Origin of the sequence: Bacillus cereus group sp. N6 (assembly GCF_016483705.1) — a bacterium.
In the GTDB taxonomy this organism is placed as follows: Bacteria; Bacillota; Bacilli; order Bacillales; family Bacillaceae_G; genus Bacillus_A; species Bacillus_A wiedmannii.
In genome coordinates, this window is record NZ_JAEHBI010000024.1 from 14919 (window position 1) to 31459 (window position 16541).

Here is a 16541-nt window from a genome sequence, read left to right on the forward strand (position 1 = left end):
TATATTATACAATTTTGTAAAGATATATTTACATTTTAGGAGGGGGAAGATGGATAAAAGAAAAGAAACGACTGTTACTGTTTCGATGGGGAAATTAAATTTCTATTCATGTTGTATAGCATTTGCTCTGGCGATTGGAGTTAGTTTTTTACATTCACTTCTTTCAGGTGAGTTTCAAATTGAAATTACGTTACCAACCTTGTTTCTTTTTATTATCGCAATGATTGTTCTTGTTTGTATTCATGAAGCGATACATTTAATAGGGTTTCGCTATATCGGTGGTGTTCCGTGGAGTGAACTGAAATGGGGTGTTAATTGGAAATTAGGTGTTGCATATGCTCATTCTAAACAGGCGATTACAGTAAAGCAAATGAAGAAAGTGTTAATGCTGCCGTTTTTACCAACTGGAATTTTGCCAATTGTAATTGGGTTAACTACGAATGTGCAATCCATCTCACTTTTAGGGGTTTTACTAACAGCAGGTTGTATCGGTGACATTGCCCTATATCAAAAAGTTTCAAAGTTTCCAGATGGTGCGCAAGTTAAAGATCATCCGAGTAAACCGCAGTTTACAGTATATGAATAATAAAGGAAGGGGAGGCGTTTTTGAAAAACGGCCTCTTTTTTGTTTGTCAGCTTTTGTCGGTAAGTCGATATATTGTAAAAAATCGCCGATGTAATTTATTTACTATTATTTTGTTTTCATTTCTACCTCTAAAAACGAAAGCACCTCCAACAAATCGTTCACCATGCGTGAATGTTCAAAGTCACCCAAAAACGAATCTCTCTTCCACACACCAAGAATCCCTACTTGTTCAGAACCAAGCACGTCGTTTTCTGGATGATCTCCAACGTAAAGACATTCTATGGCCTTAACATCTAGCTTTTTTAAAGCCCGTTCGAAAATCTCAGGATGTGGTTTTTTAATTCCTTCCGCTTCTGAAACGAGAATTGTATTTGTATACGTATGTATGTTTAGTGCGCGAAGATTATTCATTTGAAAGTCAGTAAAGCCATTTGTAATAATACCAATTTTAATATTTTGTTCTGTTAAACGCTGAAGTAATTCATGCATATTTTGGAAAGGAATACAATGATGTTGAAAGTTTGTAATGTAGTCGTACAGCAGTTGCTCTGGTGTTAAAGTGGTAATGTTGTATTCGCAAAGGAGAGTAGCATATACTTTATCTTTCCACGTATAGCCATTATTATCGAGCTCAAGAAATCGAGAACAATACTCTGATTTTTCTATGTTCATTAAGTGAGAGGCAAAGCGATTATATTGATCATGAATAAACTGTTCTAGAGATTGGCGCCGATCTAATAGTGTTCCATCTAAGTCGAATAAGACTGCTTGAATCATGAGAAACCTCCTTATAGTTTGTATAATTAAGTATCGCACATTTGTTAGAAATTGCTTATGATATTTTTGTAGAATGGAACGACGGAGGTTTATATGAAGAGACTGTATGGTAAGTTAGTAGCGGTTGTCGTCGCAATTGGTTTAGTAGCAGGGTGTGATATTTCTATGAAGAGTGTGAAGGAAAAAGAAGTTTGTAAAACAGAAGAAGAATGCGTGGAAATAGGAGATAAGAAACTTCAAAAAGTATATGAAAAAATAGATGGATTATCTGAGCTTGAAGCAGTAGAAGATTATGATATAGAAGAGCATGAAAGTGCGGATATGAAAGGAGCAGAACAGAAAAAAGAAGAGGATGAAAATTACTTCTTTTTAGTTTCTTATTATATTGATGGTGATGAAATTGTAGATCCTTATTTTGAAAAAATAGAACGGAAACGTTTAAATAAAGTATTCGCTGAAGATAAAGAAGCGAAAGAAGAGGTGCTACAACAGCGTCAAGATAGAGGTTATCATGAAGAATTATGGGATATGTACCGCACGCTCATTCCAGCTAAATATCGCGGGAATATAACCGAATTTGATTTAATAACGGACGGTTATGACGGTGTTGTTGCTCACGTTATGCCTAGTATGGAGAATCCGAAAGATTGGACCCTAAGCTTAGATACACTTGATTCGGCGGTAAATATAGATGAAGTGATGAAAACATTAATTCATGAGACGGCTCACGTGTTGACGCTCGGGCATAAGCAAATACCAGTAGATGAAAACTATGTAAAGGATTTTGAAGAAGATAAAGATATTTCAACGTACCGAAATAACTGTGAAACTCTTTTCTTACAAGAGGGATGTGCGAGGGGAAAATCTTATATTAATCAATTTTATAACTCTTTCTGGAAGGACATTGAGCAGGAGTGGATAGAAAAGAAAGTAGAAGAAAGTGAAGAAACTCAAATTGAATTTTTTAAAGAAAAGCATGAGGAGTTTGTCTCACATTATGGAACGACAAACGTAGCGGAAGATATTGCAGATACGTTTACAGCATTTATTTTGCAAGATTTAAAAAAGGTGAAAGAAGGATCGGAGTTAAAGTATAAAAAAATTGCGTTCTTCTATCAGTTCCCTGAGCTTGTAAAAATGAGAGCGGAAGTGTTGACGGGATTATATGATGTTTCGAAAACGTTAGAACAACAAAGTGGACACTAATGCGAGTTATATATGTTAGCCAAGAAAACGTAAAGAATTTTAGTTCTTTGCGTTTTTCATGTTGATAAAATTGAAAATTCTGTCTTTTTATCAAAAAGAAGAAGGAGCTGAAGCTTTAAAAGAGAATTAGTATAAAAATGTCACAAATTAGACACAATTATAATGCGCATATTGTAGGGACTATAAGTTTACTCTCAAGGAGGTAATGAAACGTATGAAAACGATTCTTGCGGTTGCTGGTCTTATTTGGGTAATGTCTCACGGTTTTCCGATTTTTGAAGGAGAGCAAATTCGTAGTGCATTAAATAAAAAGTATGATGATTATCATGTAATAGATCGAAAAGAAAATGTCGTTACAGTACGTGTGAAAGATTGTTTCCATACAGTTACAGTTGCGGATGGAAACGTTACAAATGAAACAAAGATGTGTGATAAAAGGTAAAGAAAGAAGCTGACTATAGTTTATCGCCCTAAGTCAGCTTCTTTTTCGTTTTCCAATTAGAAGTTTTTCAAATGCCTCAACAAACACATGCATAAGTGTTGCGAGGACGCAGGTGAGTAGTACGCTCAGTAAGACGAGCGTGAAATTAAATACTTGGAATCCGTAGCTAATTAAGTAGCCAAGACCTTGTTTAGAGACGAGAAGTTCGCCGAATATAACACCGACCCATGATAAACCAACGTTCACTTTTAACGTTGAAATAATTGCTGGGAAGGATGCAGGGAGAACGACTTGCTTATAACATTGCCATTTATTTGCGCCAAACGTGTCCATCACTTTTATATAGTTAGAATCGACTTCTTGAAATGCGCTGTAAATAACGAGAATGGTAATGATGATGGAAATGATTACCCCCATTGCAATCGACGAAGAAATATTTGGACCGAAGATTACAATGATAATAGGTCCAAGTGCCACTTTTGGCATGGCGTTTAGGACGACGAGATAGGGGTCGAGCACGCGAGCGAGAAGTGGCATCCATCAAAGAAAAGTAGCGATAATAGCGCCGAGCACTGTTCCAAGAATGAAGCCTACTCCTGTTTCAAGTAATGTCGTCCATATGTGAACCCAAAGCGAACCGTCAATCCATTTACTAAGGAAGAGATCCCAAATGCTTGAAGGAGAGCTAAAGAGTAAAGGATCAATCCACTCTTTTTTGCTAGCTATTTCCCATAGTGAAAAGAAAAGAATGAGCAGTAAAAGCTGCAGTGAGCGTGCTAACCATGCACGCTTACGTTCTTTTTTCTGAAACTGTTCATGTAGTTGCTTTATATTATCCAAGTCGCTCCAGCTCCTTCCATATATCTTGGAAGAGGGATGGGAAGTCATGGTGGTGGCGTGATTCTAACGGTGATAAGGAACGGATGCTTTCTGGGACGATAAATGTTTTTGCAATTTTCCCGGGATTCGCTTGTAGTAAATAAATACGATCACTCATCGCAATTGCTTCTTCAATATCATGTGTTACGAGTAGTGACGTTTTCTTATATTTGCGTAGTAAGTTGAAAACGAGATCTTCTAGTTTCAATTTCGTTTGATAATCGAGTGCTGAGAATGGTTCATCTAGCAATAAAATTTTAGGATCGGTCGCTAACGTTCGAACGAGAGCGGCACGTTGACGCATACCGCCGGACAGTTCACGAGGGTATTGCTCTTCTACATCATGTAGACCGACTTGTTTTAAAAGCTGTAAAGTATGTTCTTTCGTCTGTTCATTGTAAATTTTTCGGGTGTGAAGTCCGAGCATAATATTTTCTTCAATTGTTTTCCAAGGGAACAAGTAATCTTGCTGCAGCATATATCCCATAGATGAAGTTTTCGTTGTAATAGGCTCACCATCTAAAAAGACGATACCTTCAATTGGATCAAGTAGCCCGGCAATAATGGAGAGGAGTGTCGTTTTGCCGCAACCACTTGGACCGAGTATAGAAATAAATTCGCCTTCTTCCACTTGTAAGCTCATATCTTCGAGAATTAGTTTGGCATTCTCTTTCGCGAAAAAGCAGTGAGAAACGTTACGTATTTGTAAAAAACTCATACACTTCGCCTCTATTTCTTAATAACGCTTTCGGCAATTTTTGTATTGACGAGCGCTTCATGTGGAACTTCTTTTTGTAATTCGCCAGCTTCTTTCATTATCGTTTGGAGCTGTTTCCATTCTTCAGCATCTAATAGCGGATTTGTTGCATAAGAGTGTTGTTTTTTATACCGTTCGATTACTTTTACTGTAATGTCTTTTGAAGTGTCTTTAAATAACGGAGAAACGGTGTCAGCAATCTCTTCTGGACTATGTGTATCAACCCATTGCTGCGCTTTATAGAGAGCACGTGTGAATTTTTCAGCAGCATCTTTATCTTTCTTTAAGAAGCTTTCTTTTGCCATGAACGTTGTATACGGAACAGTTCCAGATTCATTTCCGAACGAAGCGACGATCAACCCTTTTCCTTCTTTTTCGAATATACTTGCAGTCGGTTCAAAGAGCTGTACAAATTCCCCAGTACCAGATGCAAAGGCACTTGCAATGTTAGCAAATTCGATGTTTTGAATTAAGTTTGTATCTTTGCGAGGATCAATGCCATTTTTCTTTAAAACGTATTCTCCAACCATTTGCGGCATGCCGCCTTTACGCTGTCCTAAAAACGTAACACCTTTTACGTCATTCCAATTAAAAGAGTCTAATTTTTTACGCGAAACTAAAAATGTTCCGTCTGTTTGTGTAAGTTGTGCGAAGTTAATGATAGGGTCTTTTGCACCTTGTTGATGAACATAAATAGACGTTTCAGAACCGACGAGAGCAATATCAATTCCGCCAGATAATAGGGCGGTCATCGTTTTATCTCCGCCAGCTGTTGTTTGGAGGTCAATATTTAATCCTTCATCTTTAAAAAATCCTTTTTCAATCCCGACATATAAAGGGGCGTAGAAGAGAGAATGGGTAACTTCGCCGATGCGAATGTTTTGCGTTTGTTCTTTCGTACCTTCCTTTTTACTACTGCAAGCAGCAAATGTGAAAATAGATAGTAACATGATGCAAAAAACAGCTATAAATTTTTTCACTATATGACACCTCCTAGAAGTCACTCTACAAGCATGATATGTAGGTAAGTGCCCATATGTGAGTGTAGATAGCAGGAATTTTTTGGGTGATAAAGAAGTACAAATATAAGGGGTGATAAAATGGAGTACGAATATGATGATAGCGTACATTTACATCTTGACTATTTCGGAACAGAATGTGATATGGAATCGATTGCTTATAAGCGGAAGAATGAAGACGTGTGGGATGTGTATTTTAATTTTGGAACATATGGTCTTCAGAAAGATGAGATCGAGACAGGTAGATTTATGGACGAATATGCTGGTCATTACGTTTTTTCTGTACATGCTCGTGATCTTAGTTGGGAATTTGGAAGTGCTCAATTTGAAGAGTGGGTCTTGAAAAATCATATAGTAGAAAAATCGCTGCAAAAATAGGGAGGAATTTTGTGGTCGATTTTCTCATTTTCTTGTTCATTTTCGTAGTCGGTTTTTTTATTATGCAAGTACTCATTTACAGATTTGCAAAGAAAAACATTCAAAAATATACAAAAAGAAAATGGATTCATATGTGGCTAGAGATGAATATGAAAAAGGGCCCGAGATTAGATCTTTTTGATTTTGTAGTTATCTTACTTGTATGTATTATATGGAAAGTATGGATGTATTCTCTTATATAATACATATGCTCATGTCTGTTAGAATGAAGCAGAACCTGTCAGTGTTGATAGGTTCTTTTCTTATGGTAACAATTTTGTGAAGCGTAGTTCATTTATGCTGTTAGAATATAGAGCGAAGAAGGTTTATCCCGTTCAATCCTGAATGGTTCGGACTTATTAAAGTTTCACTGTATTTTTAAGGGGAAATTAAGGATACATGTGTATTATTACAAGCACATAGGGAGACTAGCTGCATACAAATATGGTATTTTGTATATGACAATATGTTTGTTGATGCGAGACGAAGGGGTAAAGGAAAGAGGGAATAAATTGCGCTTTAATGTTTTTACACAGCGACGAAGAAGAGATGAATTTCATTTTAGTTTCTCGGCTCAGCAACCGAGAAAGAATCTATTAATTTCTATCATTCTTAGTGGAATGTGGGCGATCTGTTTAGAAACGCTATTCTTTGTTATGTTAAGGTCTTTCGAATTTGAGAGAACGAAAGATTTTTTTAATGGGGAAATACCGCTAAGTATACTCATTATTGTTTTGTGGAGTGTACTACTATATATCATTCATTTGAATAAAGGCATCAGTCATAAGCTTAGGCCGGCTATTCGAGTGTATGTCGTATTATTTTTAATTGCTCATACAATGAATTGGATGTATATCATAGTGCAGGAGGACATGAACCTTATAGTAGTAAATACATGGGTGTATTTACAATATGGACAGTATATATTAAGCCTGTTATTTATTTATATGGTATACGTTTTTGCATATAATTTGCTTGGAAGAGTTTTCTTAAGTACAACGATAACTAGCTTAGTCTTACTTATTTTTGTGCTGCTGAACCATTTTAAACTCATTTTTAGAGGAGAGCCATTCTACCCGTCTGATTTTACACAGATTGGTCATATGAATTCCGTTATACCGATGGTCATGGAGTATTTTAGTTTTTGGAATATGTTCCTGACAATCGTTGGCATTGTGTTGATTGTATTTGTAGTTACGTATATACGAAAGTATATTCCAGTTATAAAATCACATATGATTATGAGGATTATTTTAATATGTGGCTCTGGGTTTATGTTGTATGGATATAGTAACTATCCTACTACCTTTATGAATGATTTATTTATAAAAGGTGGAGTAGACATCCGTGCATGGAATCAAGCTGCAAATTATAAAGCGAATGGTTTTATTATTGGATTTTTAAGTAACTTAGATACGACAGTTATTAAAGAGCCAGAGGAATATTCAAAAGAAAATATGCAGCAAATTGCAAAGGATATAGAAAAACAATATAGCGGCAAAGTAAAAGCACAAAAAAAAGTAGAGAAGCCGAACATTATATTTATTATGAGTGAAGCATTTTGGGATCCAACAAAATTAACGAATCTTTCATTTAGCGAAGATCCAGTGCCGAATTTACATCATTATACAGAGAATTTTCCAGGTGGACAAACGATAGCTCCTACATTTGGAGGGAATACAGCGAATACAGAATTTGAAGCCTTAACGAGTTATTCGATGAGTCTTTTAATGCCAGGTTCTATACCATATCAACAAGCTGTTCCAAGCCAAAAAGAGATTCCATCGATTGCAAGTGAGTTGAAAAAACAAGGGTATTATGCAAGTGCAATTCATGCGTTTAATCGATCGTTTTATAAACGTGAAGATGTATATAAAACATTGGGATTCGATAATTTTAATGCAGAAGATACGATGAAAAATAAAGAAGTAGTGGGAGACAATATTGGTGATTTATCTATGAGTAAAGAAATCATAGATGAATTAAATAAGAGAAAAGAACCTACATTTATTCATGCGGTGACGATGCAAAATCATTTTCCGTATACGCCAAATATGTTTGGAGAAAATAAAATAGAAATTAGTGGATTAACAGAAGAGGAATCGAAAGCGGAATTAGAAGCATATACAGAAGGTGTAAGACTGTCTGATGAAGCTCTGCAATATTTAATTGAGCAGCTTAACGATTTAGACAGACCTACTTTATTAGTCTTCTTTGGAGATCATTTACCTATGTTAGGAACTAATAAATCTATTTATAAAGAAGCAGGATATATAGAAAATGAAGAGACGGTAAGAGAAAGATTAATTATGTCAGAAACACCATTGTTAATGTATGCAAATTTTGATTTGCCAAATGACAATTTAGGTTTAGTAAGTCCAATTTATTTTTCTAATCTTGTTTTTGATTATGCAGGACTAAATCAATCACCGTTTTATCAATTTTTATCGGAAATGCATAAAGAAATACCGGTTCTTAGAGATGAGTTAAAGGTTAATAAAGATGGGGAAGAGATAACAGATTTAACAAAGAAACAAAAAGAAATGTTAGAGCAATATAAAATGATCCAATATGATTTACTTGCTGGAAAGCAGTATAGTAAAGATATACTTTTTAAATAGAACAAACAAAAAGAACTTGTATAACGATACAAGTTCTTTTTTTTATAGTATTTAACGGGGTAACCAGACAAGCTGGGTTTAGGGAGTATTACCTGTACATTTAGTATAAATGAAAATGTAATCGTTTTATTGATTGATTTGTGAGAAATATGTGAATTTTAATCTTTTCAAAAAATGCGTTCCAATTGAAGCGATTTGGTATAGATTTTTATGAATGCAAAAACTTTATAAGTTCTGCATTTAATTCATCCGCTTGATCAATTGGAGAGCCGTGACCGCTATTTGTAAGAGGATGTAACTGAGAATTTTTAATCCGCTTTTGCGTGAGTTCAGCGCTTTTGTAAGGGATAAGTTGATCGTGAACACCGTGGAATATTTTTGTTGGGACGTTAATTTCACTTAAATCTTTCGTTACATCTTCATTTGCGGCTGCTTGCAATATTTTGATGAGAGCGTAGGAAGCAGACTGCATACCGAGATAAGAAAACCATTCTAACGTAGCAGATCCTAAGTTTCTATTAAAAAATGATAAAGATACATCATTTAAAAATTTTGGCATATTGGCATACATTTGATTAATGAGGGTATCTGCTTGTTCTTTTGGGACACCATAGGGCGATTCTTGATTTTTAACGAAAGAGGGGGAAACAGCATCGACTAATACAAGTTTAGAAATACGATGGCCATTATAGCGGGACATGTACCGAATAGAAAGAGCACCACCTACTGAAAAACCGACTAATGTAGCATTTTCTACTTGAAGTGCTTCGAGAACAATGGCGATATCGTCTGCTAAACGATCGTATGTGTAACCAGTCCATGGTTTATCAGATTGCCCGTTTCCGCGTATATCCATAGCGATGCAGCGGAAACCATGCTGTGGTAACACATTGAGTTGATATTGGTACATTTGATGATTTAAAGGCCAGCCATGAACGAAAAACACGGTTTTACTACCGGGTCCAGGATTAACGTCTTGCACAAAAATATGCACATCTTTCTCGACGGTAACAAACATAAATTATCCCCCTAACCTATTCATATGCTCTATCCCAAAAGCGTTGTTTCGTCATGGCTTTAATAAATTTATTTGCAAGTTGCGTAGGGTTTTGTTCTATTAGGACGCCAGGCTTTCCTTCAATATTTAAAGATTGAATAACGGTAGATCCATTTTGAAAGGCACCAATTGGCTTAAAGTGATTATATGATTCTACGACAAATGAACTCGCTTTATTAAGAAACAGTTCATCAAGGTTTCCTCCAATAAGAAGTAGCCCGTCATAAAGAAGTGAAGATCCCGTTAAGAAAGTGTCATTCACGTCCCAATGTACATTTTGCGTTCCTTGCACAATACCTAATCGCTCGGAAACAATTACTGGCTGCAACCCAACTTGTTTGAATTGATTTAGTATATATTGCGCGTTTTGTCCGTCATATCCATTTGCAACAATGACACCTACTCGTAATGTATTAGGACTAAATGTCGTATTTGCCATACTGAGTGCTGGCGATGATTTCGTAACGCCCGATTCTTGAATATTTGGGACTTTTGCTCCGATCGCTTCAGCGACTAACGTAGCTAATTCAGTACTAATATGCCCAATCATAGTTACGACTTGTTGGCGGACCGATTTACTTTTTACTTTTCCTAATTCAAAGGAGAAGGCTTGCATAATATGAACCTTTTCGACGTTACTCATACTATTCCAAAATAAACGTGCTTGAGAGAAATGATCTTTGAAACTAGCGGCTGTTTCTCTCGTTTTATGCCCTGATACAGTAGAAGGATATGTAACGAACCCACCCTTTGTACCGGGGACAGTGTAAGGAGTGTTATTTGCTAAGGAATTATTATGGTAAGCAATTTTTCCTTTGTCGATTATATATTTAGATGCACCATCTCTTTGATTGTTGTGAAATGGGCATATCGGACGGTTAATCGGTAATTCTTGATAATTTGTACCGACGCGTGCCAATTGAGTGTCTGTATAAGAAAAGAGCCTACCTTGTAAGAGCGGATCATTTGTAAAATCAATACCACGGACGATACTTCCCGGATGAAGCGCGACTTGTTCCGTTTCAGCGAATACATTCTCGACGTTGCGATTTAATGTCATTTTCCCGATGATTTTAACGGGGAAATCTTCTTCAGGCCAAATTTTCGTCGCATCTAATATATCGAAATCGTATTTAAATTCATCCTCTTCTTCTAAAATTTGAATGCCAAGTTCGTACTCAGGATAGTTTCCAGCATTAATATTTTCCCATAAATCACGGCGATGGTAATCTGGATCAGCACCACCTAATTTTTGCGCTTCATCCCAAATTAATGAGTGAATGCCGAGCTTCGGCTTCCAGTGAAATTTTACGAATCGTGACTTTCCATTTTTATTCACTAAGCGAAATGTATGAACGCCAAACCCTTGCATCATTCGAAAACTTCTTGGAATGGCACGATCAGACATAATCCACATCATCATCGCAGCCGATTCTTGGTTATTGGCGATGAAGTCCCAAAATGTATCATGTGCTGTTTGTCCCTGTGGAATCTCATTATGCGGTTCAGGTTTAAGGGCGTGAATAAGATCAGGGAATTTAATGCCATCTTGAATGAAAAAAATAGGAATATTGTTTCCTACTAAATCAAAATTTCCTTCTTCTGTATAAAATTTAACGGCGAACCCTCGTACATCTCGATTTGTTTCATTCGCTCCTTTTGATCCAGCTACTTCAGAGAAGCGAACGAAAAGGGGTGTTTTTTTTGAAGGGTCTTGTAAAAAGTGGGCCATTGTTAGCTCTTCTAAAGATTCATATAGCTCGAATATACCATGTGCACCGTATCCACGTGCGTGAACGACTCTTTCAGGAATTCGTTCACGGTCAAAATGAGCAAGCTTTTCTCGCATTAGGAAATCTTCTAGAAGGGTAGGACCACGATCACCAGCGGTTAAAGTATTTTCATCATTTGAAATGGTAACACCTGTATTTGTCGTCATTTTCTTTCCTTCATTCTCACGCGTGAAGGGTTCCAGTTGTTCTGTTTTTTTATTTTTTTTGCCGTCCACATAAAACACCTCCCATAATATACGTATTATTGTTTATAGCTTTTATGCTTATATAGCCTGAAGATACTTTGCTTTATTGGGATGATTTTCCTCAAATGTTCGATTTATCTTTGTTTGTCTATGAAAATCATTTATTATAATAAATGGTATTCTTCGAGATATTATTTTGAAGGGGTGTTGAAGTGAAAGGAAGTTTTCTATCATATAAAGAAGAAGAAAGGAATGCAAAAATTTTTTTATGGGTGCTATATGTCATTGTTGTTTCATACCAAATTTTCTATGCAATCGTATTAGAAAATAAATCATTAACGGATATGGGGCATAGCATACTATGGCAAGTTATTTGCGGAACTGCAATACTCGGTGTGAATGTATATTTAATAAAAAAAGAGAAAGCGAACCTTGTTAAATATGCATGTGTATTTGCATACATAGGAATAGAAATCGTTAATATACTTTCGTATATGCTTTATAATGAGGCGGCATTTGATGGAGTAAATATAATAGAAATTATTTTCATCTTCTTTGTACCTATATTTTTAACTAAAAAATATTTTGTGTTTGTACTTTCGACAATTGTAGGGAAATATGTTATTTATTTATTCGTATTAAAGGAAGTAAAAGGATTTATGTTCCTCATTATGTATACACTCGTATTAATAGCGGCATACATCATTTTAAATCGATTTATACAATACTTTTCAGCGGTAAAGGAAAGTATTAAGATTGCTAGTGAATCACAAAAATTAGCAGTAATCGGAAAAATGGCAGCGACAGTGGGACATGAAATTAAAAATCCACTTGCTTCATTAAAAGGGTTTACGCAATTACAACGAGAGAAGCATGAGGAGGACCCTATTTACGAACAGATGATTTTTGAAATAGAAAATATGAATAATATGATAAGTGAGTTAATGGAAGTTGCTACATGTAAACCTTCTGTTTATAAGAAACATAATATAGGTGAAATTGCATTACAAGCAGTAAAAATTGTTCGCGAAAAAATGAATGAATCTAGCGTCCAGTTTATTTCTAATGTGGAAGAAAAGACGATAGAAGTTGAATGTGATGAGCGGAAAATAAGAGGAGTCTTTCTATATGTCATAAAAAATGCTCTGGAGGCAATGGAGCAAGGTGGCACATTAGAGTTACGGTTAGAAAACAAAGGACAAGATTATGTAATGCTAAGTGTAATTGATAATGGTTACGGTATTAAGAAAGAAAATTTAGCTCGTGTTAAAGAGGCCTTTTATACAACGAAACAAGATAAAATTGGCCTAGGACTTACTGTAGCGAATCGGCTTGTTACTGAGCAGCATCTTGGTGAATTACATATTTCAAGTGAAAGAGATATTGGAACTAGAATAGATATTATGCTCCCGAAGCAACGTGGAAATAATGAAATCCAAGAGGGAGAAAAGCTAGGAGTTACGATATGAATAAAGACAATATATTTAAAAATGAAGAAATGAAGGCACTGAAAATATTTTTAAGTTTATTTTTCATTATATTTTTTGTATACGATCTTGCCTACGAATTTATTGTACCTTTAATAGGAGGAGAGCAAGAAGGAGTAGGACAATTTGAAGATGGTTTAGGTTTATGGCTTTATTTTCTAATGGTGATTTTGTTTTGTATTGGAGTATACTTCATGAAATGGAAGAATCCATTTGCAGTGAAATATATTATTCTAATTGGATATAACCTATTAGATTTTATCCATAATTTTATGATTTACTACGGTAGTGATGCTGAGTTTGATGGTGGGAATATAGTAGAAGGATTTTTTATTTTATTTGCCCCACTCTTTGTGAACAAAAGGTATTTTTGGTTAGTTACTGGTATACTTGTTGGGAAATACGCTCTTATAGGAATCATTATTCACTCGTCACTCGTTTTAATCCCGATGGCATTATATAGCGTATTTACTATCATATGTTGGATTATGTTTTTAAGGTTTCAATCTTACGTTCGTACGCTTGAGATGATGGATAAAGAAATACAACAAACAGAAAAGCTAGCAACTGTTGGGAAAATGGCTACAGTTATTGGTTACAAAATTAGAAGACCTCTAGCTAATTTAGATAAATTTGTTAATAAGCAAGCAAATAAATATCCTGAGGATAAAATATATAGTGATATTATGAAACAAGAAGTAGAGCGAATTCATACAATCGCTACAGAACTTAGTGGATTTGAGAAATCTAAATCACTAGAATCAGAAGTTCATAATATAGAAGAAATTATCGCTTATGTTATTCGAGTTATGGGAAAGCCTGCTTTAAAGCAAGGAGTGCACATACAAGGTATTTATAGTAAAGACATACCATCGATTACATGCGATGAAAAACGATTAAAGCAAGTATTTTTTAATTTAATTAAAAATGCGATTGAAGCAATGTCAGTTGGCGGAACGATTACGATTAAAGTGACTGTAGAAGATGCAATCATTGTTCAAGTTAAGGATGAAGGTTGCGGTATTCCAAAAGACAAAATTCCGAAGTTAAATGAAGCTTTTTACACAACGAAAGAAACGGGAACAGGTTTAGGTTTAGTAGTTACAGAAAAAATTATTAAAGACCACAACGGTAAAATGAGTTTTGAAAGTGAAGTTGGGGTTGGAACGACTGTGAAGATTGTATTGCCAATGTAATGAAAAAATTTTAAAAAGGGAGATTACTTATTTGAGAGTGATCTCCTTTTTTTGTTAAATAAATTACTGTTAAGAAGGAACTAAATATTAGTGATTAGAAAAATAGAATATACAGCACTGGCAGTAATTCCAGGGTTAATATAAAGAGATATAGCATCCCCTCTTGAAACAGGGTTTCCAGTTGTAATGCTAGTCCAAGTTACAGTAGCCGGACCTACGGCTGGAGTAGGATTAAATACTTGAATTTGTCCTGATCCAGTATCCGTCGGTTTAATGGAAAATACTATAGTTCCGGTAATTTTGTCCGTGGTAGTTAAGGTAATAGTAGTTAAAATGTAACTGGAAGTAGGGGCAGTGAGGTTTGTTGGGACATTCCTGCAAATATCAATCGTATAAACAGCAGCAGGTAAGTTATTTACATTTATAGATGCAGCAAAGCCAACTACACTACCGTCTCCAGCAGTGACATATGGAATAACATTGGAGTCAATGCCAGGAGAACCCGCTATACGTTGAAAACCAGCATTTGTTCCTTGAAAAATAATACTTTTTGCTGAGGCACTACCTGCAGTTCCAGTAGGTCCGGTAATGCCAGTAGGTCCGGTACTACCAGTAGAACCAGTAAATCCAGTAGGCCCGGTAAATCCAGTAGATCCAGTATTCCCCGTAGGCCCAGTACTGCCAGAAGGTCCAGTATTCCCCGTAGGCCCAGTACTGCCAGTAAATCCAGTATTCCCCGTAGGTCCAGTACTGCCAGTAGATCCAGTATTCCCCGTAGGTCCAGTGATGCCGGAAGGTCCGGTACCGCCAGAAGGTCCAGTACTGCCAGTGTTTCCAGTAGGTCCACTTTCTACTAATACGATATAATCTGGAGATACATTCGGAAATCCTTGAGGTGCATCTTTTTTTACAACATAGCCGCTGCTCGTATAAGTGACAACTTGTCCTTTTTTATAGGTGGGGGCGGCTGCTAGACTAAAGGCGGTAGTACTTTGGAAACCAGCTCCGGAAGGCCCGGCAGAGCCAGTAGGTCCAGTACTACCAGTGGGTCCGGTGTTCCCGGAAGGTCCAGTGATGCCGGCAGAGCCAGTGTTTCCAGTAGGTCCGGTGCTACCAGTGGGCCCGGTGTTTCCGTTAGAACTACTATTGCGTCTGCCGTCGCAACTAAAACAATTACGTGGGTACATGTATGTTCTCCTTTCTATATTTTGAAAAACTAGTTTTAAAAATAGAACCACTATATACATATTATGAATTCTATATTTTTGTGTGTTCAATCGTATTGTGTATAGATTTTAAAATAGAGAGGAGAGTTGAATCGTTATAGAGCCAACGTTTCTCTTGTGGGCCGAAAGTAACACCCAAGTCAAAATTAAGCTGCAAATAAATCTTAAAGCGCTTCTTATTTTTTCATAGCAAAATAAGAAGCGGTTAGGAAACAAATAAAGCCTAAAATCCAACCAATAGAAGGAGAATAAGGAAGTATATGTTGTAATAGCATTCCGCTAGAAATAAAAAAGCTACCGAGTAGGCCTAAGAAGATGGGATATCGCAGTAATTTGAACATGAGTGATACAACCTCCTTTATTACATATATTGTATATTAGTCTTAATTTTCTGTATATAAATTTAAGAGAAAATGGTGGTACAATGTATGAAGGATATGAGAAGAGAGGATGAAGATTAACATATGTACGTTACTGTAACAGAAGCAGCATATAAAAAGATTATGGATACGATTCCAAATGAAGCGAAATATATAAAGTTATTTTACGATAATGAAGGTTGCGGTTGTGTAATGAGCGGAATTATCGATTTAGTAGCTGTAGCAGAAAAAGATGAGCGCGATGTGGATATCGAATCTAGCGCAATGAATTTTATCGCAGATCGTACAAAGCTTGTATTTATGGATGATAAGTTAACAGTTGATTGGCATGAAGTTGGAGGAACTTTTCAGCTGAAGAGCCCAAGCCAATTTTATAATCCAAATATGAAGTTACACGTTCGAGTGTAAGAAAGAAAAGATGGTCCAAAATATTTTTGGACCATCTTTTTATTATATAAGGTACTATTATTTTCGTTTTTTATTGATAAGTCGATATATTCGAAAAATCGTCGA

General features: G+C 35.9%; 16 protein-coding genes and 1 pseudogene. 9 read left to right on the plus strand and 8 right to left on the minus strand.

Going from position 1 to position 16541, the window contains the following annotated elements; all coding sequences use genetic code 11:
* The first annotated feature begins 49 nt into the window (after window positions 1-49).
* Window positions 50-586: a DUF3267 domain-containing protein gene (locus JDS99_RS17275; RefSeq protein ID WP_098230339.1), complete on the plus strand. Its 537-nt coding sequence runs from the start codon at window positions 50-52 to the stop codon at window positions 584-586.
* A 105-nt stretch (window positions 587-691) separates the two neighbouring features.
* Here the strand turns inward: JDS99_RS17275 and JDS99_RS17280 are convergent, their stop codons facing one another.
* Window positions 692-1363 (minus strand): HAD family hydrolase, encoded by a 672-nt coding sequence (locus JDS99_RS17280; RefSeq protein ID WP_199695420.1) that lies wholly within the window; start codon window positions 1361-1363, stop codon window positions 692-694.
* A gap of 93 nt (window positions 1364-1456) precedes the next feature.
* Between JDS99_RS17280 and JDS99_RS17285 the strand changes: the two genes are divergently transcribed.
* Window positions 1457-2569, plus strand: coding sequence for a recombinase family protein (locus tag JDS99_RS17285; protein WP_199695421.1), 1113 nt, complete (start codon window positions 1457-1459; stop codon window positions 2567-2569).
* A gap of 214 nt (window positions 2570-2783) precedes the next feature.
* The gene (locus JDS99_RS17290) at window positions 2784-3011 is read left to right on the plus strand and encodes a hypothetical protein (RefSeq protein ID WP_000849118.1); all 228 of its coding nucleotides are present in this window, start codon (window positions 2784-2786) and stop codon (window positions 3009-3011) included.
* A gap of 33 nt (window positions 3012-3044) precedes the next feature.
* Here JDS99_RS17290 and JDS99_RS17295 read toward each other — a convergent pair.
* From JDS99_RS17295 to JDS99_RS17305, 3 genes and pseudogenes are all read right to left on the minus strand, one after another.
* Window positions 3045-3851 (minus strand): annotated as a pseudogene (locus JDS99_RS17295) (ABC transporter permease).
* A complete protein-coding gene (locus tag JDS99_RS17300; RefSeq protein WP_088064639.1) occupies window positions 3844-4608 on the minus strand; it encodes an ABC transporter ATP-binding protein in 765 nt (254 codons plus the stop codon). Before JDS99_RS17300 ends, JDS99_RS17295 begins: the two are co-directional and overlap by 8 nt.
* 11 nt (window positions 4609-4619) lie before the next feature.
* Window positions 4620-5627 carry an ABC transporter substrate-binding protein gene (locus tag JDS99_RS17305; RefSeq protein ID WP_199695422.1) on the minus strand — a complete coding sequence of 336 codons (1008 nt, stop codon included), beginning with the start codon at window positions 5625-5627 and terminating at the stop codon, window positions 4620-4622.
* Between the two features lie 120 nt (window positions 5628-5747).
* Between JDS99_RS17305 and JDS99_RS17310 the strand changes: the two genes are divergently transcribed.
* The 3 genes from JDS99_RS17310 (at window position 5748) to JDS99_RS17320 (ending at window position 8704) form a co-directional block, all read left to right on the plus strand.
* Window positions 5748-6044, plus strand: coding sequence for a DUF3986 family protein (locus tag JDS99_RS17310; protein ID WP_088064638.1), 297 nt, complete (start codon window positions 5748-5750; stop codon window positions 6042-6044).
* An 11-nt stretch (window positions 6045-6055) separates the two neighbouring features.
* Complete coding sequence (locus JDS99_RS17315) at window positions 6056-6286, plus strand: hypothetical protein (RefSeq protein ID WP_087984884.1); 231 nt, start codon at window positions 6056-6058, stop codon at window positions 6284-6286.
* Between the two features lie 273 nt (window positions 6287-6559).
* Window positions 6560-8704 (plus strand): LTA synthase family protein, encoded by a 2145-nt coding sequence (locus JDS99_RS17320; RefSeq protein ID WP_199695439.1) that lies wholly within the window; start codon window positions 6560-6562, stop codon window positions 8702-8704.
* A gap of 208 nt (window positions 8705-8912) precedes the next feature.
* Here JDS99_RS17320 and JDS99_RS17325 read toward each other — a convergent pair whose 3' ends face one another.
* Both JDS99_RS17325 and JDS99_RS17330 read right to left on the minus strand, forming a co-directional pair.
* Window positions 8913-9722 (minus strand): alpha/beta fold hydrolase, encoded by an 810-nt coding sequence (locus JDS99_RS17325; protein ID WP_088064636.1) that lies wholly within the window; start codon window positions 9720-9722, stop codon window positions 8913-8915.
* A gap of 16 nt (window positions 9723-9738) precedes the next feature.
* Window positions 9739-11769, minus strand: a complete 2031-nt coding sequence (locus JDS99_RS17330; RefSeq protein ID WP_199695423.1) for a catalase — start codon at window positions 11767-11769, stop codon at window positions 9739-9741.
* A 182-nt stretch (window positions 11770-11951) separates the two neighbouring features.
* Here JDS99_RS17330 and JDS99_RS17335 point away from each other — a divergent pair, with 182 nt between their 5' ends.
* Together JDS99_RS17335 and JDS99_RS17340 are read left to right on the plus strand one after the other, a co-directional pair.
* The gene (locus tag JDS99_RS17335) at window positions 11952-13208 is read left to right on the plus strand and encodes an ATP-binding protein (RefSeq protein WP_199695424.1); all 1257 of its coding nucleotides are present in this window, start codon (window positions 11952-11954) and stop codon (window positions 13206-13208) included.
* On the plus strand, window positions 13205-14422 hold the full coding sequence (locus JDS99_RS17340; RefSeq protein WP_097889164.1) for an ATP-binding protein: 1218 nt from the start codon (window positions 13205-13207) through the stop codon (window positions 14420-14422). The genes JDS99_RS17335 and JDS99_RS17340 overlap by 4 nt, the downstream gene beginning before the upstream one ends.
* A gap of 80 nt (window positions 14423-14502) precedes the next feature.
* Here the strand turns inward: JDS99_RS17340 and JDS99_RS17345 are convergent, their stop codons facing one another.
* Both JDS99_RS17345 and JDS99_RS17350 read right to left on the minus strand, forming a co-directional pair.
* Entirely contained in the window at window positions 14503-15609 is a 1107-nt protein-coding gene (locus tag JDS99_RS17345) for a collagen-like domain-containing protein (RefSeq protein WP_199695425.1), read from the minus strand.
* A 215-nt stretch (window positions 15610-15824) separates the two neighbouring features.
* Window positions 15825-15989 (minus strand): hypothetical protein, encoded by a 165-nt coding sequence (locus JDS99_RS17350; RefSeq protein WP_087984879.1) that lies wholly within the window; start codon window positions 15987-15989, stop codon window positions 15825-15827.
* Between the two features lie 123 nt (window positions 15990-16112).
* Between JDS99_RS17350 and JDS99_RS17355 the strand changes: the two genes are divergently transcribed.
* Complete coding sequence (locus tag JDS99_RS17355; RefSeq protein WP_048540845.1) at window positions 16113-16436, plus strand: iron-sulfur cluster biosynthesis family protein; 324 nt, start codon at window positions 16113-16115, stop codon at window positions 16434-16436.
* Window positions 16437-16541: the final 105 nt, after the last annotated feature.